The organism is Arthrobacter sp. NPDC055138 (assembly GCF_053607305.1).
This window is the reverse complement of record NZ_JBSGTH010000002.1, coordinates 392,840-418,393: the sequence shown is the minus strand read 5'-3', so window position 1 is coordinate 418,393 and position 25,554 is coordinate 392,840. Positions and strand designations below refer to the sequence as shown.

At 67.0% G+C, this 25,554-nt stretch carries 19 protein-coding genes; 6 read left to right on the top strand and 13 right to left on the bottom strand.

Annotation, left to right across the window (positions count from 1 at the left end; all coding sequences use genetic code 11):
- Positions 1–2 precede the first annotated feature (2 nt).
- From ACWF5H_RS07085 to sbnA, 6 genes are read right to left on the bottom strand one after another with little or no spacing between them, the layout of a single operon-like run.
- Positions 3–1,145: a LuxE/PaaK family acyltransferase gene (locus tag ACWF5H_RS07085; protein WP_452035811.1), complete on the bottom strand. Its 1,143-nt coding sequence runs from the start codon at positions 1,143–1,145 to the stop codon at positions 3–5.
- A gap of 50 nt (positions 1,146–1,195) precedes the next feature.
- Complete coding sequence (gene sbnB, locus ACWF5H_RS07080) at positions 1,196–2,263, bottom strand: 2,3-diaminopropionate biosynthesis protein SbnB (RefSeq protein WP_452035809.1); 1,068 nt, start codon at positions 2,261–2,263, stop codon at positions 1,196–1,198.
- Positions 2,260–3,267, bottom strand: a complete 1,008-nt coding sequence (locus tag ACWF5H_RS07075; protein ID WP_452035807.1) for a TauD/TfdA family dioxygenase — start codon at positions 3,265–3,267, stop codon at positions 2,260–2,262. Before ACWF5H_RS07075 ends, sbnB begins: the two co-directional genes overlap by 4 nt.
- The gene (locus ACWF5H_RS07070) at positions 3,267–5,882 is read right to left on the bottom strand and encodes a non-ribosomal peptide synthetase (RefSeq protein ID WP_452035806.1); all 2,616 of its coding nucleotides are present in this window, start codon (positions 5,880–5,882) and stop codon (positions 3,267–3,269) included. The genes ACWF5H_RS07075 and ACWF5H_RS07070 overlap by 1 nt, the downstream gene beginning before the upstream one ends.
- The gene (locus tag ACWF5H_RS07065) at positions 5,879–8,935 is read right to left on the bottom strand and encodes a Pls/PosA family non-ribosomal peptide synthetase (RefSeq protein ID WP_452035805.1); all 3,057 of its coding nucleotides are present in this window, start codon (positions 8,933–8,935) and stop codon (positions 5,879–5,881) included. Before ACWF5H_RS07065 ends, ACWF5H_RS07070 begins: the two co-directional genes overlap by 4 nt.
- Complete coding sequence (sbnA, locus tag ACWF5H_RS07060; protein ID WP_452035804.1) at positions 8,932–9,999, bottom strand: 2,3-diaminopropionate biosynthesis protein SbnA; 1,068 nt, start codon at positions 9,997–9,999, stop codon at positions 8,932–8,934. Before sbnA ends, ACWF5H_RS07065 begins: the two co-directional genes overlap by 4 nt.
- A gap of 337 nt (positions 10,000–10,336) precedes the next feature.
- On the opposite strand from sbnA, the gene ACWF5H_RS07055 reads away from it, so the two are divergent.
- The gene (locus tag ACWF5H_RS07055) at positions 10,337–10,480 is read left to right on the top strand and encodes a hypothetical protein (protein ID WP_452035802.1); all 144 of its coding nucleotides are present in this window, start codon (positions 10,337–10,339) and stop codon (positions 10,478–10,480) included.
- A 6-nt stretch (positions 10,481–10,486) separates the two neighbouring features.
- Here the strand turns inward: ACWF5H_RS07055 and ACWF5H_RS07050 are convergent, their stop codons facing one another.
- Together ACWF5H_RS07050 and ACWF5H_RS07045 are read right to left on the bottom strand one after the other, a co-directional pair.
- Positions 10,487–11,653 carry a class I SAM-dependent methyltransferase gene (locus tag ACWF5H_RS07050; protein ID WP_452035801.1) on the bottom strand — a complete coding sequence of 389 codons (1,167 nt, stop codon included), beginning with the start codon at positions 11,651–11,653 and terminating at the stop codon, positions 10,487–10,489.
- The gene (locus ACWF5H_RS07045) at positions 11,646–12,329 is read right to left on the bottom strand and encodes an IMPACT family protein (RefSeq protein ID WP_452036066.1); all 684 of its coding nucleotides are present in this window, start codon (positions 12,327–12,329) and stop codon (positions 11,646–11,648) included. The genes ACWF5H_RS07050 and ACWF5H_RS07045 overlap by 8 nt, the downstream gene beginning before the upstream one ends.
- A gap of 152 nt (positions 12,330–12,481) precedes the next feature.
- Here ACWF5H_RS07045 and ACWF5H_RS07040 point away from each other — a divergent pair, with 152 nt between their 5' ends.
- Positions 12,482–12,712, top strand: a complete 231-nt coding sequence (locus ACWF5H_RS07040) for a DUF6480 family protein (RefSeq protein ID WP_452035800.1) — start codon at positions 12,482–12,484, stop codon at positions 12,710–12,712.
- Positions 12,713–12,769: 57 nt separating this feature from the next.
- A complete protein-coding gene (gene coaE, locus ACWF5H_RS07035) occupies positions 12,770–13,981 on the top strand; it encodes a dephospho-CoA kinase (protein ID WP_452035798.1) in 1,212 nt (403 codons plus the stop codon).
- Positions 13,982–14,025: 44 nt separating this feature from the next.
- Here coaE and ACWF5H_RS07030 read toward each other — a convergent pair whose 3' ends face one another.
- Positions 14,026–14,892, bottom strand: a complete 867-nt coding sequence (locus ACWF5H_RS07030) for a VOC family protein (RefSeq protein WP_452035796.1) — start codon at positions 14,890–14,892, stop codon at positions 14,026–14,028.
- A gap of 127 nt (positions 14,893–15,019) precedes the next feature.
- Here ACWF5H_RS07030 and uvrB point away from each other — a divergent pair, with 127 nt between their 5' ends.
- The 3 genes from uvrB to ACWF5H_RS07015 all read left to right on the top strand — a co-directional run bounded on the left by uvrB (position 15,020) and on the right by ACWF5H_RS07015 (position 19,764).
- Positions 15,020–17,116, top strand: coding sequence for an excinuclease ABC subunit UvrB (uvrB, locus tag ACWF5H_RS07025; RefSeq protein ID WP_364650104.1), 2,097 nt, complete (start codon positions 15,020–15,022; stop codon positions 17,114–17,116).
- A 257-nt stretch (positions 17,117–17,373) separates the two neighbouring features.
- Positions 17,374–18,408: a TerC family protein gene (locus tag ACWF5H_RS07020; RefSeq protein ID WP_452035794.1), complete on the top strand. Its 1,035-nt coding sequence runs from the start codon at positions 17,374–17,376 to the stop codon at positions 18,406–18,408.
- 39 nt (positions 18,409–18,447) lie between these two features.
- A complete protein-coding gene (locus ACWF5H_RS07015) occupies positions 18,448–19,764 on the top strand; it encodes an MFS transporter (RefSeq protein WP_452035792.1) in 1,317 nt (438 codons plus the stop codon).
- Here ACWF5H_RS07015 and ACWF5H_RS07010 read toward each other — a convergent pair.
- The 4 genes from ACWF5H_RS07010 to ACWF5H_RS06995 all read right to left on the bottom strand — a co-directional run bounded on the left by ACWF5H_RS07010 (position 19,761) and on the right by ACWF5H_RS06995 (position 25,492).
- Entirely contained in the window at positions 19,761–21,017 is a 1,257-nt protein-coding gene (locus tag ACWF5H_RS07010; RefSeq protein ID WP_452036065.1) for an alpha/beta fold hydrolase, read from the bottom strand. The two genes, ACWF5H_RS07015 and ACWF5H_RS07010, sit on opposite strands and share 4 nt — an antisense overlap.
- A gap of 44 nt (positions 21,018–21,061) precedes the next feature.
- Positions 21,062–21,553 (bottom strand): N-acetyltransferase family protein, encoded by a 492-nt coding sequence (locus ACWF5H_RS07005; protein ID WP_452035791.1) that lies wholly within the window; start codon positions 21,551–21,553, stop codon positions 21,062–21,064.
- A gap of 491 nt (positions 21,554–22,044) precedes the next feature.
- Positions 22,045–23,223 carry a zinc-dependent alcohol dehydrogenase gene (locus tag ACWF5H_RS07000; protein WP_452035789.1) on the bottom strand — a complete coding sequence of 393 codons (1,179 nt, stop codon included), beginning with the start codon at positions 23,221–23,223 and terminating at the stop codon, positions 22,045–22,047.
- 49 nt (positions 23,224–23,272) lie between these two features.
- On the bottom strand, positions 23,273–25,492 hold the full coding sequence (locus ACWF5H_RS06995) for a catalase (protein WP_452035788.1): 2,220 nt from the start codon (positions 25,490–25,492) through the stop codon (positions 23,273–23,275).
- Positions 25,493–25,554: the final 62 nt, after the last annotated feature.

Genomic DNA, 25,554 nt, shown 5'->3' with positions numbered 1-25,554 from the left:
ACTCAGGCCTTCACGAGAGCCGGTGCCTCCTCGTTGGCGGTGCTGCGAGAGTCGAGGTAGCGCTCGATGCTGACGGGGCAGTTGCCAAGCCCGCTGCCCTGCCCCCTACGGCGGAAGTTGATGACCTGGCCGGTTCGCCCGCAGCCGCAGGTGCCGGTCTCAACGTTGCCCACGTCGTCGGTGAGAAGGAAGCCGGGGTAACTGGTGTTGAGGGCGTCCAGGATGGCGATGGTGCCGGTGCACCCCGCAGCGAGTTCCTTACCGACCTGACCGGGGTCCCGGATGGAGATGTAGCACCACGGCGGGACGTGCTTGCGATGCAGGTGGCATTCGACAGCGAGCATGTTCGACTCGATCATCCCGTACATGTCGCGCACGTTCCCCGGGCGTACGGCGAGCAGGTCGTGGCAGCGCTCCCAAAAGCCATCGGCAGGGAGGGCCTCGGCCGTGTGCCGCTTCCATCCGCCCAGAGTGATGATCATGCTGTATGGATCCAATCGCGCGCTGATCTTCTCCTGCTCGAGGAACCGGAGGAGCCGCCCGATAAGGAACGGCGGACCGATGATGTGCCGGGTCATATGGCCCTTCCACCGGTGCAAGTGCTCCAAGGCCGCTCTGGCGTCGAACGCCTGGTCGGCAACGAGGTAGGCGTGGTAGTCGAAGACGCTGTTCAGGATGTTGAAGTCCTTGAGCAGACCCATCTCCGAGGCTTCGGCGTCCGTTGGGTTCAAGAAAAGGCCGGCGCCGCCGGACAAGTTGAAGAACTCCCGATAGGTCCCGATCAGGCCAACCAGCGCCCGAGTCATAGTCTCGCTGTTGCGGCGCGCGACGGACTGGACCCCGTGGGTTCCGCTGGAGCGGGTCTCGGTCTCGACGTCGGCCAGGGAGCAGGTGAGCAGCACCTGGGAGTCGGGACGCTTAAACATGCCGACCGGCAACAGGGGCAGGTCGCGCAGGTCATTGATGTCGCTGATTGCGGCGGGATCGACTCCCAACGCGTCACATTGGGCACGGTAGAAGCCGTTTCTGGCCTGATGGTAGATCGCGGCGTCCCGAAGGACATCTGTGACCGATTGAGCCCAGTCATCAGGGGACTGGGCGTGTGCCTGGGACACATTCCCCAGCATCTGCGCTAACGAGAGCATTGTGTTACTCCTCGGTGGGTGCGAATCGATGAACGTGGTTGGCCGCCGGGTCAGCCATACCTACGCAGTTCGGAAAAGAAGTCCTCGACCACTTGCAGCTGCCCCCTGCTGGCAAGTTCGTCGTAGACGTACTTGCCGACCGCCAAGTCGAGCACGCCTAAGCCGAACGGCGAGAACACCACGGGACGGTCGTCCGCCGGTGAGACCTTTCCTTCCATGACGTCGGCCAAGGTGCCGTCGACGAAGTCCCGGTGGCCGACCATCTGCTCCGCGAGGTGCGCCGACGTGCCGGCTTTCAAGCAGTGGTCGACGTCGTCGAGGATGTTGGTGGACGCCAACAGGATCTCCGGGGCGAGGTCGCGCAGTGATACGTGCAGCACTAGCGGGTTGTGCGCGAACCACGTGGGGTCTTGCACGTGCGGCTCGCCCGCCACCGTGGCGAACACGACGAGGTCGCTGCTTTTGATCAGCTGCTCGGGGCCGCCGTGCACGGTCACCCTGGCTTGGGTTCCGCTGCGTTCGAGATAACCCTTGAAACCCTCCGCGCTCTCGGCCGAGAGGTCGAACACCCCGATCTCGTCGAAGGACCAGTCGGTCGCATTCAGGAAGGTGTGGATGTAGCGGGCGATGAGGCCAACGCCGAAGAACCCGATGCGCCGGGGGCGCCCGCGGCCGCGGCTCAGCCAGTCCGCAGCGGCGGCGGCCGATGCAGCAGTCCTGGAGGCGCTGATGATGGAGCTCTCCATACACGCGAAGGGGTAGCCCGTCGCTTGGTCGTTGAGGATCAACACCGCCGAGGCCCGCGGAATCCCCGACGCCACGTTGTCCGGGAAGCTGGAGACCCATTTGATGCCGTCAACCTCCACCTCTCCGCCGACCGAAGCCGGCAGAGCGATGATGCGCGAGGTGGGCCGGTCCGGGAAGCGCAGGAAGTAGGACGGGGGATTCACCGAGTCTCCGGCTGCATGCACCCGGTAGGTCTGCTCGACCAACTCGACGACCTGCTTCTCCCGCCCCTGGAGCACCTGCTGCACCTGGGCCCCTGCAATGACCGCGAAAGGCGGAACCGTCTTCGGCTCGGAGGCCGCTGTGACCGGGGGAGTGGCAAACTCTGTCATGGTGCACCGTCCTGGGTGTGGGTATCGAGATCGAAGATGTTGCGGGGCTCGGCCATGCCGACGAGGATCTCCCGAGGTCCCTCGTACGCCTCGCGGCTATGGGCCATGCGGACGTTGTCGACCAGCATGAGGTCCCCCGGTTCCCAGGGGGTCCGAAGGGTGTGGGCCTCGTAGATCTCGTTCAGGAGGGCGACGATGTCCTCGCCGATCGGATCGCCGTTGCCGAAGCGGGTGTTGAACGGCAGACCGTCGGGGCCGTAGACGTCCACCAGGTATTCCCGCACCTCGGGCGCGATCGTCCATTCGTTTAGGAATGCGACTTGATTGAACCAACAGCGTTGGCCGGTCGCCGGGTGCCGAACCACGGCAGGGCGCCGTTGCCTGGTCCGCAGTTCCCCGTCTGGCTGCCACTCGAACTCGATCTCGTGCGCGCGGCAGTAGCTCTCGACGTCGGCGCGGTCGGAGACCCCGAACGCCTCTTCGTAGGAGGCGCCGATGTCCTCGTTGTAGCTGCGGGCGAGCAGCCACCCCTCGCTTTCGAAGCGCCGGACGATGTCCGTGGGTATGGCGTCGAGCACGGCGCTGGCGTCCGCCACACCGGTCACCCCACCGACGCTGGGTGCCCGTAGGCAGGCGAAGAGCATCAGACCGGGGAACTCGAGCGCATAGCTGAGTTCCTGGTGCATGCACATCGGCTGGTTCGCGGGCCAGGTGAGGGATGAATACACGCCGTCCAGGTAGGGCTGCCGGGTGGCGAAAGCCTCCCGGTCCGGCATGAGGCCGCCTGAGACCAGCCGCTGGAAGGCATCGGCCACTTCGGCTGGATCACGGAGGCCCAAGCCGCGGACCAGTACTGCGCCTTGATCATCCACCGCCGCGCGCAGCGCCTCACGGTTCTGTTCGGCCCACAGCACGGGGTCGTGGCCGTACTCGACGGTGAGCATCGGCGTCCGGCCGGCTTGGCGTTCCACGTCGAATTGGATCCTGGGTGATTGAGACGACATCAGAGGTCCTTTCCTTTCACGGGTAGCGGGTGGGAGTGGCCAACCTGTCCTGCCGCAGGCGCCATGGAGCGGGGCTCCGTGCCGGCTTCCGCCGGACGCGGGGCGGGCGGAACAGTAAGGTCCGCCCGCGACGAGGCCTCGAGCAGAGTCGCCAAGTCCGCCAGGACGGGTGTCTGCATGATGTCCTTGATCGACACAGCACGCTTGAGCAGGACGGCGAGCTTCACGGCGGACAGCGAAGTGCCGCCCAGCGCAAAGAACGAATCCTGTCCGCCGATCCGGCCTGCCGGGAGGCCGAGCACCGTCGCCCATGCCTCGGCGAGCCGCTGCTCGGTGGCCGAGAGGGCTTCCGTGACAGCCCCGGCCTCGGGAACGACCTCCCGTGCCATACGGGTCAAAGCCTTCCGATCGATCTTCCCGTTGCCGGTCAGGGGCAGGCTCTCTTGCCATCTGTAGGCCGACGGCACCATGTAGACCGGCACCCGCGCGACCAGCTCGCTGCGTATTTCGTCGACCTCGAGCGGCCGGTGGCCGGAATAGAACGCCACCAGGAACTTGGACTGTCCGGCGCCCTCACCGACGACGACGGCGCCGTCGCGGACGCCGGGCACCCGCAACAGCGCGTTCTCAATGTCGCCGATCTCGATGCGGAACCCGGAGATCTTGACCTGGTTGTCCCGCCGGCCCAGGTACACCAGCTTGCCGTCCGGGGACCAGCGGCCGTAGTCGCCCGCACTGTAGAGCCGCGCTCCGTCCGCATAGGGGTCGGTGGAGTACACCTGAGCCGTCCGCTCCGGATCGTTGATGTAGCCTCTACCCACACAGACCCCGGAGAAGGCAATCTCACCCGGCGCCCCGAGCGGTACGAGCCGCTGCCGCTCGTCGAGGATGTGGATCCGGACGTTAGCGATCGGCGGACCCAGCGGCACGGAGTCGCCTGCGGGCGCCGCGCTCATCACCTCGTGGTTGGTGTCGTCCGAGGTTTCCGTCAATCCATAAGCGTTGACCAGCTTGACGTTCGGCATCACCTCGAACCAGCGGTGGACCAGCTCACGTTTCAGGGCCTCGCCGGTCGCCGAGACGCAGCGGAGGTGCGGCATGGCACGGGGATTGCCGCCCAAGTACGCCACTACGGCATCAAGATAGGACGGGACGACCTGGAATACCGCCACCGAACCCCGTTCCACCGTGTCGACGAACCGTTCGACGTCGAGGATACGGTCCTGCCCGACGATGAGTGTGCGGCCGCCGACGAGCAGGGCCGAGACCAGTTGCCACAGCGAGATGTCGAAGCATTGGGGGGCGCTCTGGGCGACGACGTCGCCGGAGCCGATCCCCAGGTCCTCGATCTTGGCGTACAGGTGGTTCACCATCCCGTCGTGCTCGCACATCGCACCCTTCGGTTCGCCGGTGGAGCCCGAGGTGAAGTAGACGTAGGCGAGTTGGTCCGGCCGCACGTCCACGCCGAGGTCGTCGTCGGTGTGCCCTTCGGCCTCGACGTCCTCGAACAGGAGCTTGGTCAATGCAGGCATCCCGTCGAGTGCCTCGTCGAGCGTGGCGGTGCTGCCACTTTCGGTCAGCACCACCCGGCACCCGGCCCGGGTGAGCGTTCTGGCGATTCGGTCGGCGGGGAAGTGCGGTTCGATCGGAAGGTAGGCACCGCCGGCCTTGAGGATGCCGACGACGGCGGCCATCCACTCCAGGTCCCTTTCGGCGACCACTGCCACGATGTCCTCCGCTTGAAGACCGTGCGCGTGCAGGGAGCGGGCGATCCGGTTGGCGCGGGCGTTCAGCTCCGCGTACGTCCACTCGCGCTCATCCTGGACAGCCGCGATGCGCTCGGGATGCTGCCGGGCACGCTCCTCGAACAGCTCATGGAAGCGCCGCTGGGGCCGGGGCCGCTCGGGTCCGGCCAGCTGTTCCAGTTGCAGCCGCCGCTCGTCGGGATCGACCAGGTCGGCCTCGTTGGGTTCCGCCTCGGGGTCGGCGACCAGATGGCGGAGTGCATTCAGGTGATAACCGGCGATCCGGAGGGCTGCGTCCTCGTCGAGGACGTCGCGCCGGTAGTCCAGGCGCAACGCGTCGCCACCCGCGGCGTCGCGGATGGACACGCCCAGGACGAGGCCCTCCGGCAGGTCGGGATCGTCGTCCGGGACGGCGTCGAATACCACCTCGTAGCTTGGCGTGGCCGCCTGGTAACCAGCCTGCCCGGGACCGGACTGCTCCGCGCCGGCTCGGACCTGGCGGTTGTGCGCCGCGGAGACCAGAGCCCGCCATGACCCTTGTCCCAGATCGAGTTCGCAGGCCCAGGTTCCCGACGCGTCCCTGCAGCCAGTGGTGACCTCTGTTTCGCCGGACAGCGCCTGGAGCACCCTTGCATGTGCCGCCAGCCAGATGGATGCCGAGGGCGCGTCCAGCGTCCGGGTTAGTGTCCGCACGGACCGCCGCAGGTCCTCGGGAACCGCCACTTCTACCCGCCCCTGACCCGGCCGGCGGTCCTGCGTCCACCGGGGAATCGCGGTCGGCGCGGCACCCGCTGGCGCGGTCCGGTCGATTTCCGGGCCCGGCGCGTGGTCGGCGGCGGTGCGGCAGGTCTGCGCAGTGGTCGTGGTCATGAAACGGGCCTTTCCAGTGCGACGGGGGACGTAGCGGCGGCAAGGGCCTCTTCGGCCGGATTGCCACCCCACAGGGTTCCCCGAGGGATAGTCGTCCCCTTCATGACGAAGGAGTCGACGGCGACGGCGGCACCGTCTTCAATGGTCACGCCGTAGTGGACGAAGGCTGCGACGCCGAGCGTGACATCGTCTCCGATGACGTTGTAGTCGGACTTGAACATCCCGTCCTCTTGTGAATGAGACTGGATACCGCTGCCGTTGTTCATCGTGCAGCGGGAGCCAATGGTCACCAGGGACCGTTCGACGATCCCCAGGCCGTCGTCGAAGACCCGGGAGCCGATCCGAACGCCCAGCAGACGCCAGATCAGCGGTTTGAAGGGTGTTCCGTTGAAGACGGCCAGGTACCGGCTCTGGGCCTGCAGTTTCCAGTACCGCTCGTGCCACCAGAAGTAGGGGTTGTAGATGGAGCACAACTGGGGCTGCAGCCGCCGGAATCCTGTCGCAACGTGCTGGAGGCCGATGGGGACCAGCACGCCGAGCACGAGCATCACGACGAACGACGCGCTGAGCGCAAGGAAACCGAATTGGTCGGTCAACTCGAGGCCGGCGAACATCACCAGCAGGGCCACCGTGGCGTTGAACCACCGCGCCAGCATCAGGAGCGCCATGGTGCGCAGGTTGTGGCCGTTCTTGGCCGCCAGGTCCCGGCGGAGCTCGGTGCGGCTCCTCTGCTCCTCGGGGAGGGTGTCCCGCAGCACTGAGCGCGGGATCTCGAACGCCGGCGATCCGAGCAGGCCCACGTCCTGGCGCACCGGTCCGTCGACCGGGACCATGACTTTGGTGGCGAGCAGGCAGTTGTCCCCGGTCTTGGCTTCGGCGGGGTACAGAACGGCGTTGCCCAGGAAGTTGCGGGCACCAATCGCCACCCCACTGATCTTGAACGAGGTTGCCGAGTAGTCCGTGTTCATGAATGACACCCCGTCGGCGATCATCGTGCCGGTGCCGATGGTCGAAAGGAACGGGTTGTCGTGCTTGAACCCCGTGCCGAAATTCGAGCCGGTTTGTTGGACCTCCGGCTGGCGGTACCCGATGGCCCGCACGTAGTTCACGACGTAGGAGCTGTCGCCAAACAACTGCCCGAGCATGGGACTGTTCGTCATCTTGCCGACCGTGCGTGCCGCCGCGTCACGCAGCCCGAACAGCGGATATACCCTGTCGGGCTTCAGCGCGAGCTGGAGCAGTTGCGGCACGGTGGTGATGAGGACCAGCGCCACGATCGTTCCACCGATGACGCCCAGGCCGGCGTAGGCCACGGCGTCCGCGTAGAAGATCCAGCCGCCGAACGCCCACTCGTGCGTCGCCAGAAGGGCCGCGACGTTCGGGTCCGCCAGGATAATCAGCGTGATCACCAGCCCCCACATGGTGCGGCCCAGCCCGACCGTGCCCAGCAGCTGGGAAACGGCGAACCATCCCCGGCGCCACGGCCGGTAGGGCGTCGGCTCGACCGTGGCGTAGTCCGCAGCCCCGGGCCTGCCTGGCGAACCGTGCCAGCGTTCGCCGTCGGGCACGGTTTGGCCGGTGTAGAGCGTGGACCGGTGGCCCAGCTGCGAGCGGTCACCCATCGCCGTGTCGATGTCCAGGACACTGCCCTCGCCGATGATCACGTCCCGGCCCAGCGTCACCCCGCCCAACTGGATGACGCCGCCGTGGGCACGGTATCCGTTGAGCATGGCGTCCTTGCGGATCACTGTCCCCTCGCCGATCGTCAGCAGGTCGGTGCAGATCGGCAGCCGGTTGGTCATGATCATCACGTTGCGGCCGACCTTCGCCCCCATGGCCCTCAAGTAGAAGGTCGTCAGCGGCGAACCGGCCATCAGCGAGAGCGGAGAGGTGCGCATCAATGCCTTGACCAGCCAGAACCGGAAGTAGGCCAGACTCCAGATGCGGATCTCCTTGGGCTGGAAGCGCCCGATGAAAATCCACTTGGCGACCACCGGCAGGATGCACATGACGACGAACGTCGCAGCGGTGTAGGCGATAGATCGCAGGTAGAGCTCCCAGAAGGGCGTTCCATGGCTCACCCAGTCGTGGTTACCCGACGACGCGTCCGGGAACAACCACAGATACCCCACGACCATGATGAAGCCGGCGAACACGCAGTAGCCGATGTAGACGAGTACCTGCAGGGCGCCGCAGGCGACATACTCCCACGTCCGCGCGTCCATGGGCGGCGGCGTGGCCGGCACGGAGGCCACGGTGGGCGAGGGCTCCGGGTCTTTCTCCTGCTGCGGAGGAACCTGCAAGGCCGCTGCCAACGCGGAGATATTCGGGTTGCTGTAGATCCCCTTCATGGAGATCTGGGGGAGGTCCGGCTGCTTGCGCACGCGGGCGCAGAACTGCGCCATCACCAGCGAGTCCGCGCCCAGATCGTGGAAGAAGTCGGCATCCGCCGGCACCTGCTCGATGTCCAGCACGCCGGCAAGCACTTCGGCCAGCCGGTGCTGCACCTGCATCGTTGCCGAGGCCTCTTCCGCCGGCGCAAGGGCCGCGGCCAGCGCCGTGATCGTTGGGTTCTGGTAAATGTCCTTGATGGACACGGCTGGCAGGTCCGGCTGCTTTCGTACGCGGGCGCAGAACTGCGCCATGACCAACGAGTCAGCGCCCAGATCGTTGAAGAAGTTGGCGTCCACCGGGACCTGCTCGATGCCGAGCACGCCGGACAGCACCTCCGCCAACCGGTTCTGCACCTGTCCCTGCCCCGTCGCCGGCGGCTCTTCCGCCGGTGCCAGGGCCGCGGCCAGCGCCGAGATAGTGGGGTGCTGGTAGATGTCCTTGATCGACACCGCTGGAAGGTCCGGCTGCTTGCGCACGCGGGCGCAGAACTGCGCCATCACCAGCGAGTCCGCGCCCAGCTCCAGGAAGAAGTTGGCGTCCACCGGGACATCGTCCTTCTGAACGACCGATGCGAGAAGTTCCGCCAGCCGGCGCTCCAGGGCAACGCCCGCGCCCGTGGCCAGCGGAGACCCCTTCAGGTCGTCTACGGGCAGTTTCACTGCACAAAGCTCCTTAGTGAGGCGGTGGCGACGGAATCGGCCACGGGTGCCGTGTTCCGACGTCCCGACGCCGGCTCGGACCGTCGGTCCGGGGCCACCGTCATTTCGGCGGTGGCGAGCGCTTCGGCCCCGAAGTGGTCGAGCACCCAGTCCGGGTCGTAGACGGTTTCCAGGTATGGGCGGCCCAAGTCCGGCGAGATGGCCACCGCCGTGGCGTCCTGGGCGTCGTGGTCGGCAAGCCAGGACAAGGCGCCGTGGACCACAGTCCCGGTGGAACCGCCGAGCATGAACCCGCCCGCCGCGAGGCGGTGGCAGGCACGCACCGTGTCCAGCTCCTCGACCATCACCACCTCATCGATGAAGGACTCGTCGAGCTGCGGCGGCCGCACGCTCATGCCGAGGCCGGGGATCAGGCGGGTGGCCGGCTTGCCACCGAACGAGACCGATCCCACGGCGTCGACCGCGACGATCCGGACATCGGGCCGGTGCTCGCGGAAGTACTTCGCGCAACCCATCAGGGTTCCCGTTGTCCCGGCTCCCACGAACAGCACGTCCAGTTCGGGGAACTGATCGGAGATCTCGGGGGCGGTCCAACGGTAGTGCGCTCCCCAGTTGCCGGGATTGGAGTACTGGTTGAGCCAGATGTACCGCTCGTCGGACGCGCACAGGTCCCGGACGTGGTTGAGCCGGGCCCCGAGGAAACCGTCGACGGGATCCGGTTCGGTCACCAGGTCCACCTGTGCCCCGAGCGACTCCATGACTTGCCGGGTCGCCGGGTTGCAGCGCGGATCGATCACGCACACGAAGCGGTATCCCTTGCTGGCGGCGATCATGCTGAGCGCGACGCCGAGGTTCCCCGAAGAGGACTCAATGAGGGTGGAGTCGGGGCCGATCAGCCCCTCCCGTTCGGCGCGCTCGACCATTTCCCGCGCGGGCTTGAGCTTGATCGAGCCGGCGAAGTTGAAGCCCTCGATCTTCAGGTAGAGGCGGCGGCCCAGCATCCCTTCCAAGTCGACGAACAGACTCTGCTCGTTAAACAGGTGCGGATCCTTAATGATCGGCATGGTATCCCTCGTTCCCCTGACATGAGCTTTGTCACGAGGGTCGCCACAGAATGGCGGGTCGGATCAGTGAGCATCGCTGTTCTCCCCAAGAACCCCATGAAGCTGCAAGTTTGCAATGCCCTTTCAGTGAACCTCCGGCCCCGTTATCGCGCCGTTATTGCGCCGTTATTGGCACACGTTCCGGCTCATCGAGATCTGGGCCCGGGGAAGCCGCTTTCGACCCGCGGCCGTGGCGCGGGTCTTGGTGGTTTCCGCGGCCGCTTCGCCCTCGAGCCATCAAAAAAACGGGACACTGCACTACGGTGTGGGAAAGCCCCGCGGCAGGCCATTGGCCGGATTGGAGACACATCATGCCGGAAGAAGTGGACGTCCACGCCCTGCAGACAACATCATCAAAGACTCGCCCTCGCCGGCGGCCGCCGAAGGCCTGACCCCGGAGGAAGAGGCGGAGCTGCGCCGCTACTACGGCATCGAGCGCTAAGCCGCGTCAGTCCCTGGTGCTGACGGTGACCGTGAATTTAGGGTTGCGCGCCACTTGCCGGGTGGGCCCCACCAACCGGTTCAACGCCGGCTTGTAGGCCAAATGGCTGTTCCACACCGTCCACAGTTCTCCGCCGGGGGCGAGGACGCGGCCGGCGTCGGCGAAGAGCTTCAGGGCAATGCCGGCATGGACGGTGTTGCCCATATGGAACGGTGGATTAAGCACAATCAGCTGTTCGGAAGCGGCGGGCAGCGAGGACAGGGCATCATCACGCCGCACCTCCACCCGGTCCGTAACCGCGTTCGCCTCGGCGGTGGCACGCGCTGATCTGACCGCGGAGGCCGACTGGTCCATGGCCAGCACCCGCATTCCATCGCGGGACAGGGCCAGGTAGGCGGCGATCGTGCCATTGCCGCACCCAAGATCCACCGCCCGCTCGGCCTGCCGGGCACCGTTGAGCAAGGGGAGCAGGAACCGCGTTCCCGGGTCCACCTTGGGCCCGCCAAAGGTGCCGCCGAAGGCGACCAGCCGCAGCGGAGCCGGGAGGCCGACGCCGTGCTCTTCGGTGCGAGGGAAGCGCCCGCCTGCCGACGGCAGCGGACCGGAGGCGGTGAGGATCCGCGCTTTCTGCCGCGCCAGGCCTGCAGTCACGGAGGAGAACGATGTGGCCAGCACGGCGTTCATGGCGGTGCTCATGTGCTTGACCCGGCCGCCGGCCAGCACCGTGACATCGGGGGAAGCGGCCGCGGCGATGCAGCCGGCGATCTCTTCCAGTTCGTCGAGCGAGCGCGGCAGCTGAAGGAGCACCAGCCGGACGCCTTCAAAGGCGTCCGGCTCCAACACGTGGTGGCGGTAGCCCGTCAACCCCAGCCGGGAGGCGTTGTTGTCCAGCGCGCGCTCCGCGCTGCGGGCGTCCTGCACCACGTGGATTCCCTGCAGACCGGCGGCGGCCAAGGCCAGTGTCAGCGCGCCGTAGCGGTCGTTAACCACCGCGATCCGGCTTCCCTCCAGACCGGCGAGCAGCGGCTGGGCGGTGTCCAGCAGGAGCTTGTCGGCTGCGTCGTGAGCGAACAGGTTGTCCGCTTCCACATCCGGCCAGCGCCGGAGCACGGCAAAGTCGAAAGTCGGCTGGAGGTTTCCGGCGTCGGCGGCGTCGTCGCTGTGTTCAGCCAAGGTCCACCCACTCCGTCCCCAGCTCAATGGGCGCGGGACCGCCCGAGGTCAGCGCTGCCAGTTGGTCCTTGAACCGGTCGATGACATCAGGCTGGTCTTCCAGGGCGAGCCGGATCCGCACGTCGGCGGCACCATAGTCGCTGCCCAGCACAACGGTTCCCGACGCCCGCAGGTCATTCTCCAAGCGGCCCGCGTCAGCGTGCATGGTCGGCGCCGCCAACAACCGCATCCGGCGCCGCCGCACCATCTCGGCGGTGCCAACGGCCTGCGACACCGATTCCGAATAGGCCCGCACCAGTCCGCCGGCGCCCAGCAGAATCCCGCCGAAGTAACGCACGACGACGGCGGCGACGTCGCTCAGGTCCGTCACCCCGGATGCCGTCTCACGTTTGAGCAGGGCTTCCAGCATGGGGATGCCGGCCGTGCCGGAGGGCTCGCCGTCGTCGTTGGAACGCTGGACGGCACGATCGGGGCCCAGCACGAAGGCGCTGCAATGGTGCCTGGCGTCGTGGAATTCGCGGCGCAGATCCGTCACCAGGCTCCGGGCCTCTTCCTCGGTCTCTGCACGGCGCAGCACGGTGATGAAGCGCGAGCGTTTTATCTCGATCTCGTGGCGGTGTTCGCCGGCAATGGTGGTGTAGCTGCTGGCGTTGGACTCAGGGGGCACATCCTCCAGCCTAATCGCCTTCTGGAGGGCCGGAGCCCGGCTTCGACGAACGGCGCCCTGTTGTCCACGCGGCCCTTGTCCGGCCGGCCGGGCCGTGCTTAGTCTGGCGGGAGGTGGCCGCCCGAACCGGCGCGGCTGCCCCGGCAACGAAGGGTGTAGCGATGGCGAAGAACCAGCCCGAATTCGATCGGCGCATCCAGGACGAGCAGGACCATGGTCCGGGCACGGACAAGACCGACGCGGAACGGGTGTCGGCCGACCAGGGTGCCTCGGCCAATCCCGATCCCGAAAACCAGAACATCACCGGGCTGGAACCCGGTGGCGGCGTTCCGCCGGGCGAAACGCCGCCCGCCGAGGATCAGATGAGCGCGGACCAAGGGCACGAGGAATAGCACGGACCGCCTCATTCCGGTGCCGGCCCAGCCTGGCCTGCTGGCTAGACTGAGGTCGTGCTGAGAATCGGACTGACAGGTGGAATTGCCGCTGGAAAATCGCTGGCTGCCCTGCGGCTGGCAGAACTCGGCGCCACTCTGGTCGATGCCGACGCGATCGCCCGCGAAGTGGTGGGGCCAGGCACCGACGGCCTGCTGGCCGTCGTCGAAGCCTTCGGCCCGGAGATCCTGGACGCCGAGGGCTGGCTGAACCGACCGGCGCTGGGCGCCATGGTGTTCAACGATCCATCCCTACGCGAACGCCTGAACGCGATTGTGCACCCGCTGGTCCGCGCGCGGGCGGCCGAGCTGGCAGCCGCCGCAGGCGAGGGCGGAATCCTTGTCCAGGACATCCCGCTGCTGGTGGAAACCGGGCAGAGCCCTTCCTTCCACCTGGTCCTGGTCATCGACGCGCCCGAAGAAGAGCGGCTGCGGCGCATGGTTGAAGACCGCGGCATGACCGAGGCGGACGCTCGTTCCCGAATGGCCGCACAGGCCTCTTCTGCCGACCGCAGGGCCGCCGCCGACGTGGTGCTGGACAACACCGGCACCCGCGAGCAATTGCTGGCCTCGCTGGACCTCCTTTGGGAGGAGCGGCTGGTGCCCTTCAACCAGAACCTGCTGGCCGGCAGGCTGGCACCGCGCACCGGGCCACCGGTGCTGCTGGATCCGCAGCCGCAATGGCCGGCGCAGGCAGCCCTGCTCGCCGAACGCATCAGGCGCACCGACCCGCGGATTTTGGCGGTTGACCACATTGGGTCAACCGCGGTTCCGGGCCTGCCGGCCAAGGACGTGCTGGACCTGCAGGTCACGATGGCCAGCATGGCGGACGCCGATTCCGCCGCCGAGGAACTGGCCGCGGCGGGCTTCCCTCGTTGGCCCGGCAGCTGGCGCGACACCGCGAAACCGCAGCATCCGGAGCCGGGGGACTGGGCCAAGCGGCTGCACGGAAATGCCGATCCGGGCCGGCCCGTGAATGTTCATATCCGGGCGGCGGGCTCGCCGGGTTGGCGCTTTGCCTTGCTGTTCAGGGACTGGCTGCGGGCCGACCCCGGCGCGGCCGAGGCCTACCTGGCCGAGAAGCGGCGGCTGGCCGGCCTGCATGCTTCCGACGCCTCCGCTGGCCGCTACGCACGCGCAAAGGAAGACTGGTTCAGCCAGGTGGCGGACCCGCAGATGAATCGGTGGGCCGAGGCCACCGGATGGAAGCCGCCCGCCCTCGGCGGATAGCTTCGGCGGATAACCCCGGCGCGGCTCGTCGCCGGCGCGGCGAGTCAGCCGGACGGAGGGGTGAACTGGCTGGCGGTGAAGACGGCTCCGAACGGGTCCCTGATCACGGCATCCCGCGTCCAGTCCGTGTCGGTCCGGTCAAGTACCTTCCCGCCGAGGCGTTCGGCGTCGAGCGCTGTCGCATCGCGGTCCGCGACGGCGAACGCCACGTGCCAATGCGGTGCCTCCCCGGGCTGCACGTCCGAGAGCCAGCCGATGGCATCGGCGAAGCCCGGGGGAGCAGCGATACCCGACTGGCGCTCGCGAATGTCCGGATCACTGGTCGCCTGCAAGTGGTCGCCATAGCCGGGAACGCGAATCATGCTGCCAAAGCCGACGTCGTCGAACTGCCAGCTGAAAACCTGTCCGTAGAAGTCTGAGGCCGCGGCAGGATCGGCGGTATGCAGGTCGCTGAAGTTCCACGCTCCCGGCACGTTGACAATCTGGGCACCCGGCCGGCGCCTTGCCTGCCAGAGCCGGAACAAGATGCCGGCCGGATCGGCACAGAACGTGGCGCGGCCGCCTTCCCCGGCATCGGCCGGGCCGGAGAGTACTCGTCCGCCCGCGGCGCGGATCCTGTCTGCCGCCGCTTCGGAATCATCGACCGCCACGTACGTGTTCCACGTGGGATCGGTGCCGCCCGCCGCGCCTTCGCCAAGGCCGGCGACGTCGCGCCCGTCCAACTGGGCGATCACGTAGCGCGGGGAGACACCCGGCGGCGTCGCGTCGGCGAAGGTCCAGCCGAACAGCCCGCCGTAGAAGTCCTTGGCCTTCTCAATGTCCTGAGGTTCGACGTCGATCCACGACGTCACGCCCTCGGGGTAGCTCCGGAACGGGTCCATGGTGTGCCTTCCGTTGGTGGTCGAGTGCATGGACAGATCTACCGCACGCGGCCGTGGGCGGCAACGGTAGACGGACGGTGCGCGGAGCACAGGGACCGATTAGGCCCAGAGCGATTCAGGACCCACGCTGACCGGAATCGGGTCTACGGTTAATCGCATGAGTCTTGCGCAGGACATCAATCGCGTCGTAGCGCCCTTCGAGGTGGTCAGTGAATTCCAGCCTGCCGGCGACCAGCCGACGGCGATCAAGGAGCTGACCGAACGGATCCAGGCCGGGGAGAAGGACGTGGTGCTGCTCGGCGCCACCGGCACCGGCAAATCCGCCACCACCGCCTGGCTGGTGGAACAGGTCCAGCGGCCCACCCTGGTGATGGTGCAGAACAAGACGCTTGCTGCCCAGCTGGCCAACGAGTTCCGCGAGCTGCTGCCGAACAATGCCGTGGAGTACTTCGTTTCCTACTACGACTACTACCAGCCGGAAGCCTACGTGGCCCAGACAGATACGTTCATCGAGAAGGACTCCTCCATCAACGAGGAAGTCGAACGTCTGCGCCACTCGGCCACCAACGCGCTGCTGACCCGGCGCGATGTCATCGTGGTGGCCACCGTGTCCTGCATCTACGGTCTGGGCACGCCGGAAGAATACATTGCCGGCATGGTCACGCTCCGTAAGGGGGCCGAAATGAACCGGGACGACATGCTGCGCCGGTTCGTCGCCATGCAATACGCCCGCAACGACGTCGACTTCCACCGGGGCACATTCCGGGTCCGCGGCGACACCGTGGAGATCATCCCGATGTACGAGGAACTGGCCGTACGGATCGAGTTCTTCGGCGACGAGATCGAGCAGATCCAGACGCTGCATCCGGTCACCGGGGAGATCATCCGCGATGAGACGGAAATGTACGTTTTCCCGGCATCGCACTATGTGGCCGGCGAGGACCGGATGAGCCGGGCGGTCAGGGACATCGAGGACGAACTGCGCGACCGGCTGCAGGTGCTGGAGTCGCAGAACAAGCTGGTGGAGGCGCAGCGGCTGCGGATGCGCACCACCTATGACCTGGAAATGATGCAGCAGATGGGGTTCTGCAACGGCATCGAAAACTACTCGCGGCATATCGACGGCCGCGGTCCGGGCACGGCGCCGCACTGCCTGCTGGATTACTTCCCGGACGATTTCCTGCTGGTGATCGACGAATCGCACGTCACCGTGCCGCAGATCGGCGCGATGTACGAAGGCGACATGTCCCGCAAGCGCAACCTGGTGGACTACGGCTTCCGCCTGCCGTCCGCGATGGACAACCGGCCGTTGAAATGGGACGAGTTCCTGGAGCGGATCGGGCAGACGGTCTACCTGTCGGCCACGCCCGGCAAGTACGAGCTGTCCAAGTCCGACGGCTATGTCCAGCAGATCATCCGGCCCACGGGCCTGGTGGATCCCGAAGTGATCGTCAAGCCGACCAAGGGCCAGATCGACGACCTGCTGGGCGAGATCAACGCACGGGTGGAGCGGAACGAACGCGTCCTGGTCACCACGCTGACCAAGCGGATGGCCGAGGACCTGACCGACTACCTCAACGAGCACGGCGTGAAGGTGCAGTACCTGCACTCGGACGTGGACACGCTGCGCCGCGTGGAACTGCTCCGGGAACTGCGGATGGGCACCTTCGACGTCCTGGTGGGCATCAACCTGCTGCGCGAGGGCCTGGACCTGCCCGAAGTCTCGTTGGTGGCCATCCTCGATGCGGACAAGGAAGGCTTCCTGCGCAGCAGCACGTCGCTGATCCAGACCATCGGCCGTGCCGCCCGCAACGTCTCCGGCCAGGTGCACATGTACGCGGACAAGATCACGGACTCGATGGCCAACGCCATCGAGGAGACCAACCGGCGCCGTGAGATCCAGGTGGCCCACAACAAGAAGCACGGTGTGGACCCGCAGCCGCTGCGCAAGCGGATCGCGGACATCACCGACCAGTTGGCCCGCGAAGACGCCGACACCCAGCAGCTGCTGAAGGACTTCGACTATGGCAAGGGCAAACGCGGGATTTCCGCGGCCGTCTCGAAGGACAAGATCCGCCGCGACGGGCTGGCCGCAGCGCCGGCCGAGGACCTGGGCGAGCTGATCGCGCAGATGACCGAGCAGATGCACGCCGCGGCAGCGGAACTGCAGTTCGAGCTGGCCGCCCGGCTGCGTGACGAGGTCTCCGACCTGAAGAAGGACCTGCGGCAGATGCGGGCCGCCGGCCACGCCTGATGCGGAGTTGCCCGCCTGTGCAGAGCGGGTGTTAGGGACGACGACGGCGGCATTCACCGCCGTCGTCGTCCTTCCTTGCGCTACACTTGACCGAGCGTAGGGGAGTATCCCGAACACTGTGAACGTCAACACGCGAGGCATCGAAGCCCCGCCGGGCGCAGTGGCCTGGCCGATCAGGGCAGGCGGAGAGACTTGCGGCGAACACTCGCACCCGCGCACCGCACGCGCGCGGCATCTTCTGTGAAAGGCAAGGTTCCGTGTCGGACCAATTATCGCTGCCCTTTGAGATCACTTCGTTTGTGGTCCTGGGCGTCATCCTGCTGTTTGACCTTCTCTACGTGGTCAAGCGGCCGCACGAACCCTCCATGAAGGAAGCCGGACTGTGGGTGGGCTTCTACGTCACCCTGGCCCTGATCTTCGCCGGCATGCTGTTCTGGCAGGCCGGGCCGGACTACGGCCAAGAGTTCGTCGCAGGCTGGATCACCGAGTACAGCCTCAGCGTGGACAACCTGTTCGTCTTCATCATCATCATGGCCAGGTTCTCCGTGCCGCGGAAATACCAGCAGGAAGTGCTGATGTTCGGCATCATCATTGCCCTGATCCTTCGCGGTATCTTCATCCTGCTGGGTGCCACCGTGATTGCGCACTTCAGCTGGGTCTTCTACATCTTCGGCGCCTTCCTGCTCTGGACCGCCTGGAAGCAGGCCACCGACTCCGGCGAAGACGAGGAAGAAGGGGCCGAGTCCGGGCTGGTGGCCCGGTTGACCAAGAAGCTTCCGGTCAGCGAGCACTACGACGGCAACAAGCTGCGGACCACGGTGGACGGCAAGCGCCTGTTCACCCCGATGGTCATGGTCTTCATCACCATCGGCATGACCGACCTGCTGTTCGCGGTCGACTCCATCCCGGCGATCTTCGGCCTGACCCAGAGCGCCTTCATCGTCTTCACCGCGAACATCTTCGCGCTGATGGGCCTGCGCCAGCTCTACTTCCTGCTCGGCGGACTGATGGACCGGCTGGTCTACCTGAAGCACGGGCTGTCCGTGATCCTGGCCTTCATCGGCGTCAAGCTGATCTTCCACGCACTGCATGAGAACGAGCTGCCGTTCATCAACGGCGGCCAGCACATCGAGTGGATCCCGGAGATCAGCACCGGCCTGTCCTTGGCCGTGATCATCGGCACGCTGGTGATCGCCACGGTTGCCAGCCTGCTCAGCCCGGCCGGCCGCCAGGCCGCCATCGACGCGCGGCTGGAAAAGGACGCAGAACGGGCCAAGTCCGACTCGGAGTAACACCCGCATCACCGGTTCTCCGTCGACTAGGCTCGGCGTGTGACTGAACAAAGCAACGCGGCGCTGAACGCAGACCCTCGCACGAGGGCCGTCCAGCGCCGCGTTGTCGTTTCCCTGTCCCTGGCACAGCTTTTCAGCGGCCTGGGCCACGGTGCGGGCCTGGCCATCGGCTCACTGCTCGCGGTAGAGCTGAGCGGCAGCGAGGCGCTGGCAGGTACGTCCACCATGGCGATTTCGCTGGCCGCCGCGCTGGCCGCCCTACCGTTGGCCGGTGCCGCCGCGCGCTCGGGACGCCGGCGCGCGCTGGTCACCGGCCTGCTCTTGGCGCTGCTGGGTTCGGCGCTGATGGCTCTCGCGCCGGTCACCGGGTCTTTTGCGGTGCTGCTGGTCGGCTCGGCCCTGCTGGGCGTCGGCAACGCAGCCAACCTGCAGGCACGCTTTGCCGCGGTGGACCTTGCCGAGCCCCAGCACCGGGGCCGGGATCTGGCCTTTGTCGTCTGGTCCATCACCGTGGGCGCAGTCGCGGGGCCGAACCTGATCCGGCCAGGCGCCGAGCTGGGCGCCGCACTCGGGTTGCCGGAATCGTCGGGCCCCTTCCTGTTCTCGATGGCCGGCATGGCCGTCGGCGCCACCCTGCTGCTGGTGGGGCTGCGGCCCGATCCGCTGCGCTATGCGCGCTCACACGGCACCGGCCCGGGCGAATCCCTCCCGGTCCAACGCCGCGGAACGCTGCGCACCGGTCTGGCAGCAGTGCGCCAGCATCCGATGGCTATGCTCGCGCTGGCCGCGGTGGTGGGCGCGCACCTGGTGATGGTGGCGGTCATGTCCATGACGCCGGTTCACCTGCAGGAGCTGGACCAGGCGGGCGGACACCAGCACAGCCAGACCGACACGTTCGCGATCATCGGCTTCACCATTTCCCTGCATATGGCCGGGATGTATGCGCTCTCGCCGCTGATGGGCTGGCTGACCGACCGCCTCGGCCGCACCCGGACCATCATGGTTGGACAGCTGATGCTGCTGGCCGCCGCCGCCCTGGCCGGGGTGGGGCAGCGGGACGCCTGGCTGGTGGGGGCCGGATTAGTGTTGCTGGGCCTGGGCTGGTCCGCCTCGGTGATCGCCGGATCCACGCTGTTGGCGGAGTCGGTCCCGGAGTCGGGACGCGTCCCCGCCCAGGGGTTGTCCGACACACTGATGGGCGCGGCCGGGGCCCTGGGTGCCGCATTCTCCGGACCGGTGCTGGCCGCTCTGGGATTCGCGGGCCTGAACGCGGCGGCGGCAGTCGTCGCCGTGGTCCTGCTGGGTGCCGCCTCCGCTGCCTGGCGGCGGGATGTTCGTGCGGGAGCCGCCGGCTAGTTCCGGACCATGCCGAGCAGCCGGGCGAAAATGGCTTCGCCGTCGTCGGCAATGCCGTCATGATGGAACTGATCGGTCTCCCAGACCTGGAGCCCGTTGACCTGGCCGGCCGTCTCCAGCGACAGCCCGCGCTCTACGTAGATATCGTCGCGGTACACGGCCGCTGCCGCCGGGATGGTGTTCCGGGCCAGGCGGGCCCTGTCATAGAGGGCGGGCCAGTCGGACTTGGCTGCCAGCAGCTCGGCGACCTCACCGAGCGGGACCAGCGCCGGGTCCTGCTCGAAGTACCAAGGGTAGATCATCTCACCGGTCAGCAGCGGCTCCGCGGCTTCCGGGGCAAACTGCGGGAAATCCTGAAGGACGCGCCACGCAGCCCAGCCGGTGGCCTCGCCCTGCGCGTAGATCGACTCGTGCATCAGCGCGTACAGCGGGTTGGCCGCCCGGCTGACCAGGGCGGCAACCTGCTCCACGAAGGAATCCGAGAGCCGCTGGCCGGCCGGAGTCTGTACGAAGGCCTCTTCCAGCAGGTAGTGCAGCGCATCCACCCGGGTGTTGCCGCCCAGGAACTGCCCGGCCATCTGGAAGCGGCCGGTGGTCAGCCGCTCGCCGGAGGGCAGGTACTCCGGCACCGCGTCCAGATGCCGTGCGACGGCGGTGACCCGCTCACGATCCTTCGGATAGCGGTCGAAGTACTCCCGGTTGCGTGCCTCCACGCGGGGAAAGGTGGCACGGTAGACCTGATCTGCGCCTCCCGCCAGCGGAGCCAGGCCGCCGGTGATCAGGACTTCCTGCAGGCCCTCCGGGGCGAGCGACAGGTAGGTCAGGGAACAGAAACCGCCGTAGCTTTGGCCGAAGATGCTCCACGGACCGCTGCCAAGCTGCCGGCGGATCAGTTCGGCGTCCCGGACAATAGAGTCCGCACGGAAATGCGTCAGGAAATCGGCCTGCTCCACGGCGCCTCCGCGCAGCGGCAAGGTCTGACGGTTCACCGGAGCGGACAGGCCGGTGCCGCGCTGGTCCAACATCAGGATCCGGAAGGACTTGGCCGCTTCCTTCATCCAGCCGCTCAGCGAGGTGACCCGGTTGCCGCGGCCGCCCGGCCCGCCCTGCAGGAACAGCAGCCAGGGCAGCCGGGAGGCCGCCTCGTCGTCGTGCTCCAAGGATGAATACTCGCGGGCAAAGACTTCAAGGGTTTCGCCGCCGGGATCGGCATGGTCCAGCGGAACGGTGAAGAAATGCTCAGTTGTCCGCATCCCGCGGAGGCGGTACGCGCCGGCCACCCGGTGCGGCTGCCCGGTCACAGGGACACTCGATCCGCCGTCCCGAAGGCGGACAGGGCATCGCCGGTCAGCCGGAACGTTGACCATTCCTCCTGCGGGCGGGCGCCCAGACTGCGGTAGAAATCGATGGACGGGCTGTTCCAGTTCAGCACCGCCCACTCCACCCGGGCGTAGCCGGACTCCACCGCGTGGCTGGCCAAGGTCTGCAACAGGGCCTTGCCGTAGCCGCGGCCGCGGGCCTCAGGCCGCACGTAGAGGTCCTCCAGGTAGATACCGTGGACGCCCTCCCAGGTGGAGAAATTCCGGAACCAGAGCGCAAAACCCTGCACGCCGCCGTCGTCTTCGGCGACATGTGCGAACACCGACGGCTGAGCCGAGAACAGCGCCTCACGCAGCTGGTCCGGGGTGGTTTTGACCGCGTCCGGCTCCTTCTCATAGACCGCCAGATCGTGGATCAATTCGAGGATGACGGGGACATCGGCTTCTTCGGCAGGACGGATCGTAGACATGTTCTGAGCCTATCGTCCGGAAGCTGGCCCCGTTGGTAGGGGCGGGCCATGGACGGGACGTTGGGGAAATTCGTTGATGAATTCGCTGCGCTGGTGGCACTGGCACAACAGGCACAGCAGGCCACGGTCCGCGGGGAGATCCTCCTGGGCCGGCTGGGCACGTACCTGGAAACCGATGTCCGTGACCTGCCCACGGACGTGGAGGAGATCCCGGCGCATCGATTGGCGGACGCCGGCATCATCTTGGCCGCCTTCGCCACCGACGACCCGGCGAGCGGACTGATTGGAATCGGCGGCGGCGATCAACGCCACCACATGTCGCTGAGCGACATCCTCCAGCACGCTTCGCAGTACGGAGGCTTCCCGGTAGGACAGCCGGACTACACCAACCTGGCCGTCGGACCCGCGCAGCAGCGGCAGTCGCTGGTCCTCGGCATGCAGCGAGCTGCAACTGGACCCGGACGAAACCTAGGCGCCAGCTGCCGCGGCCGTTACGGCTTGAGCACCACCTTGATGCAGCCGTCGTCCTTCTTTTGGAACTTCTCGTACATCGCCGGTGCGTCGCTGAGTGCGGCGGTATGCGTGACCAGGTCGCCGATACCCAGTGGATCGGAGGAATCGGCGGCCAGCGGCATCAGGTCGTCGATCCAGCGGCGGACATTGCACTGTCCCATCCGCAGCGTGACCTGTTTGTCGAAGAGAGTCAGCATCGGCATCGGGTCGGCCTCTCCGGCGTAGACCCCGGACAGCGAGATGGTGCCGCCGCGGGCCACGGCGTCGATTGCGGTGTGCAGCACCGACAGGCGGTCCAGGCCTGCCGTCGACATCAACTTCTTGGCGACGGGGTCGGGCAACAGGCCGACGGCGAACTGGGCCGTGGCCGCTGCCGGCGCCCCGTGCGCTTCCATTCCCACCGCGTCAATCACTGATTCGGGACCGCGGCCCCGGGTTGCGTCGCGCAGTTCGTCGGCAACGGTCGAACCCCAGGCCAGGGTCTCGATGCCGTGCCGGCGGGCCATTTCCAGCCGCTCGGGAATGAGATCGATACCGATCACGCGGTGGCCCAAGTGCCGGCCGATCCGGGCGGCGAACTGCCCAACCGGGCCCAGACCGAAGACGGCCAGCGTGCCGCCGTCCGGGATCTGGGCATAATCCACCGCCTGCCACGCGGTGGGCAGGATGTCGGAGAGGAACAGATACTGCTCATCCGGTGCCTGGCTGTCCTCGATCTTGACCGGACCGTAGTCCGCGTGCGGGACCCGCAGGAACTCCGCCTGGCCGCCCGGCACTGAACCATAGAGCTCCGTATAGCCAAACAGCGCTGCGCCCGAGCCCTTGTCCCTGACCTGCGTGGTTTCGCACTGGGACTGCAGGCCGCGGCTGCACATATGGCAGCGCCCGCAGGCGATGTTGAAGGGGACAACTACCCGGTCGCCGGGCTTGAGCCCCGGTACCGCGCTTCCGGCCTCCTCGACGATGCCCATCGGTTCGTGGCCCAACACATCGCCCGCGGCCAGGAACGGGCCCAGCAGTTCATAGAGATGCAAATCGGAGCCGCAGATGGCGGTGGAAGTGACCCTGATGATGGCGTCGGTGGGTTCCTGCAGAACCGGGTCCGGTACCTCCTCCACGCTGAGCTTCCGCTTGCCTTGCCAGGTCAGTGCTTTCATCGGTGGTGCTCCCGTCGTTTCCGTGGGGTCGTGTTCGAGGACGTGGTGGTCAGACCGAGCTGGGGAACCTGTCCCAGACCCGGTGTGTGGCCAACAGGTCGGCGAGCGCGTCCACGACTTCGCCGGGGCCGCCGCGGACGATCCCGGGGGCATCGGCGTCAACTCCTGCTGCGGTCAAGACCTCGGCGCCGGAACCGCAAACTCCCAGGGCTTTGGCATGCCGGTAGGCTTCCGAGGCCAGCAGGACCAGCCGGGGATCCACGGCTCCGGAAACCGGGGGAGCGGCGGTCTTGGCGTCGGTGCCCGGGGTGTCCGCCCCGCCTGACCCCGCCCCGGTGCAGAAAATGATGGCGTCGAACTCGGTAGACCGGGCGGTGAGGTAGCTGCGCTGGGCGGGGAGGCCCCCGTCAATCGGGCCGCCGGTGGGTGCCACAATCAGCGGCTGCATGCCGGCGGCGGTGACCGCATCCTTCAGCCCGGCCACCAACTGCCCATCGCTTCCAGCATCGACGACGAGGCCGATCATCCGACCGTCGACGGGCCACGTCTTGCCGACCTGCGAAACGGCCGGGCTGGCCATCTGCTCGGCCGGCGGCTGGTCGGCTTCCGGAACGGGGAGACCCAGCCCGGCAGCGACGCCCGCGCAGAGCGAGGCATCGATGTTGGCCAAGGCCTTCAGCTGGCGTTCGCGGACCGCCGTTTCATAGCACTTACCCAGTTCGAAGGTGTATGCGCCGATGACATGTTCCTGCTCCACCGGACTGAGGCTGCGGTAGAACAGAGTGGCCTGGCTGAAGTGGTCATCGAAAGATGCCGGCTGCTCTCGGACCTTGGCGCCGGCGGGCAGGGCTTGCGGGACATCAATGAACGCGCCGGTGTCGGCGCCGGCGTGGAACGGGCAGCCGGCGTCGAGCGAGTTCGGCCGGTAGGGTGCCACGCCGGCATGGTCTGCGGTCTGGTGCATGCCGTCGCGGAACATATCGTTGAGCGCTGCATGCGGCCGGTTGATCGGCAGCTGGGCGAAGTTGGGGCCTCCCAGCCGGCTGATCTGGGTATCCAGGTAGGAGAACAACCGGGCCTGCAGCAGGGCATCGTTGGTGACGTCGATGCCGGAGACCAAGTGCCCGGGGTGAAAGGCCACCTGCTCCGTCTCGGCGAAGTAGTTCCGCGGATTGGCGTTCAGCGTCATCCGTCCAACGGTCTGCACCGGTGCCAGCTCTTCGGGGATCATCTTGGTGGGGTCCAGCAGGTCGATTCCCTCGAACGTCTCGTCCTCGGTGTCCGGAAACACCTGCAGGCCCAGTTCCCACTCGGGGAAGTGGCCGGCCTCAATGGCATCGGCCAGATCACGGCGGTGAAAGTCCGGGTCCATGCCGTTGATCAGCTGGGCCTCTTCCCAGACCAGCGAATGGACACCCAGTTTCGGCTTCCAATGGAACTTGACCAGCACGGTGCTGCCCTCGGCGTTGATCAGCCGGAAAGTGTGGACTCCGAAGCCCTCCATCATGCGGTAGGAACGCGGGATGCCCCGGTCGGCCATGAACCAGATGGTGTGTGCCTGTGCCTCGGTGTGCAGCGAAACGAAGTCCCAGAACGTGTCGTGGGCGCTCTGCGCCTGGGGTATTTCCCGGTCCGGGTGGGGCTTGACCGCGTGCACCACATCGGGGAACTTGATCCCGTCCTGAATGAAAAAGACCGGGATGTTGTTGGCGACCAGATCGAAGGTGCCATCCTCGGTGTAGAACTTGGTGGCAAAACCGCGCGTGTCACGGACCGTGTCCGCGGATCCGCGCGAACCGACCACCGTGGAGAACCTGACAAACACGGGTGACTTAACACCGGGCGCCAGGAAGCCGGCCCGGGTGATGTCGGCTGCCGTTCCGTACGACTCGAAGACACCGTGGGCGCCGGCGCCACGGGCGTGCACCACTCGTTCGGGGATGCGTTCGTGGTCAAAATGGGTGATCTTCTCGCGCAGGTGGTGATCCTGCAGCAGGGTGGGGCCGCGCCGGCCTGCCTTCAGCGAGTGATCGGTGTCGCTCAGGCGGGCACCCTGCGCCGTGGTCAGGTAGCTGCCCGCCTGCGTCCGCGAATCATCGGCGGCCTCGATGGGCCTGCCGGTCGGCGAGACCTGGTAGGCGCCACGCTGGTCGGGTTTGGGCGGCAACGGCTCGCGCGGGGTCGTGGGCTCCTGGACGTCGGGCGGCACGGGGCCGGGGGCGCCGGGCGTGCGGTCGGCGGGGTTCGGGCGGTCGGCTGGATCAGGCACAGTTGCTCCTCTGGATGCGGCTGCCGGCCCTACGGGCAAGCGTCGGCTCAAAATAAGGTAAG

Excerpts from the sequence above, each read along its gene's own strand:
- ACWF5H_RS07040 (WP_452035800.1), top strand. The coding sequence starts at position 12,482 with ATGGCGAAGAACCAGCCCGAATTCGATCGGCGCATCCAGGACGAGCAG.
- uvrB (WP_364650104.1), top strand. The coding sequence starts at position 15,020 with ATGAGTCTTGCGCAGGACATCAATCGCGTCGTAGCGCCCTTCGAGGTG.
- ACWF5H_RS07085 (WP_452035811.1), bottom strand. The coding sequence starts at position 1,145 with ATGCTCTCGTTAGCGCAGATGCTGGGGAATGTGTCCCAGGCACACGCC.
- sbnB (WP_452035809.1), bottom strand. The coding sequence starts at position 2,263 with ATGACAGAGTTTGCCACTCCCCCGGTCACAGCGGCCTCCGAGCCGAAG.
- ACWF5H_RS07070 (WP_452035806.1), bottom strand. The coding sequence starts at position 5,882 with ATGACCACGACCACTGCGCAGACCTGCCGCACCGCCGCCGACCACGCG.
- ACWF5H_RS07030 (WP_452035796.1), bottom strand. The coding sequence starts at position 14,892 with ATGCACTCGACCACCAACGGAAGGCACACCATGGACCCGTTCCGGAGC.
- sbnA (WP_452035804.1), bottom strand. The coding sequence starts at position 9,999 with ATGCCGATCATTAAGGATCCGCACCTGTTTAACGAGCAGAGTCTGTTC.
- ACWF5H_RS07075 (WP_452035807.1), bottom strand. The coding sequence starts at position 3,267 with ATGTCGTCTCAATCACCCAGGATCCAATTCGACGTGGAACGCCAAGCC.
- ACWF5H_RS07005 (WP_452035791.1), bottom strand. The coding sequence starts at position 21,553 with ATGTCTACGATCCGTCCTGCCGAAGAAGCCGATGTCCCCGTCATCCTC.
- ACWF5H_RS07000 (WP_452035789.1), bottom strand. The coding sequence starts at position 23,223 with ATGAAAGCACTGACCTGGCAAGGCAAGCGGAAGCTCAGCGTGGAGGAG.
- ACWF5H_RS07010 (WP_452036065.1), bottom strand. The coding sequence starts at position 21,017 with ATGCGGACAACTGAGCATTTCTTCACCGTTCCGCTGGACCATGCCGAT.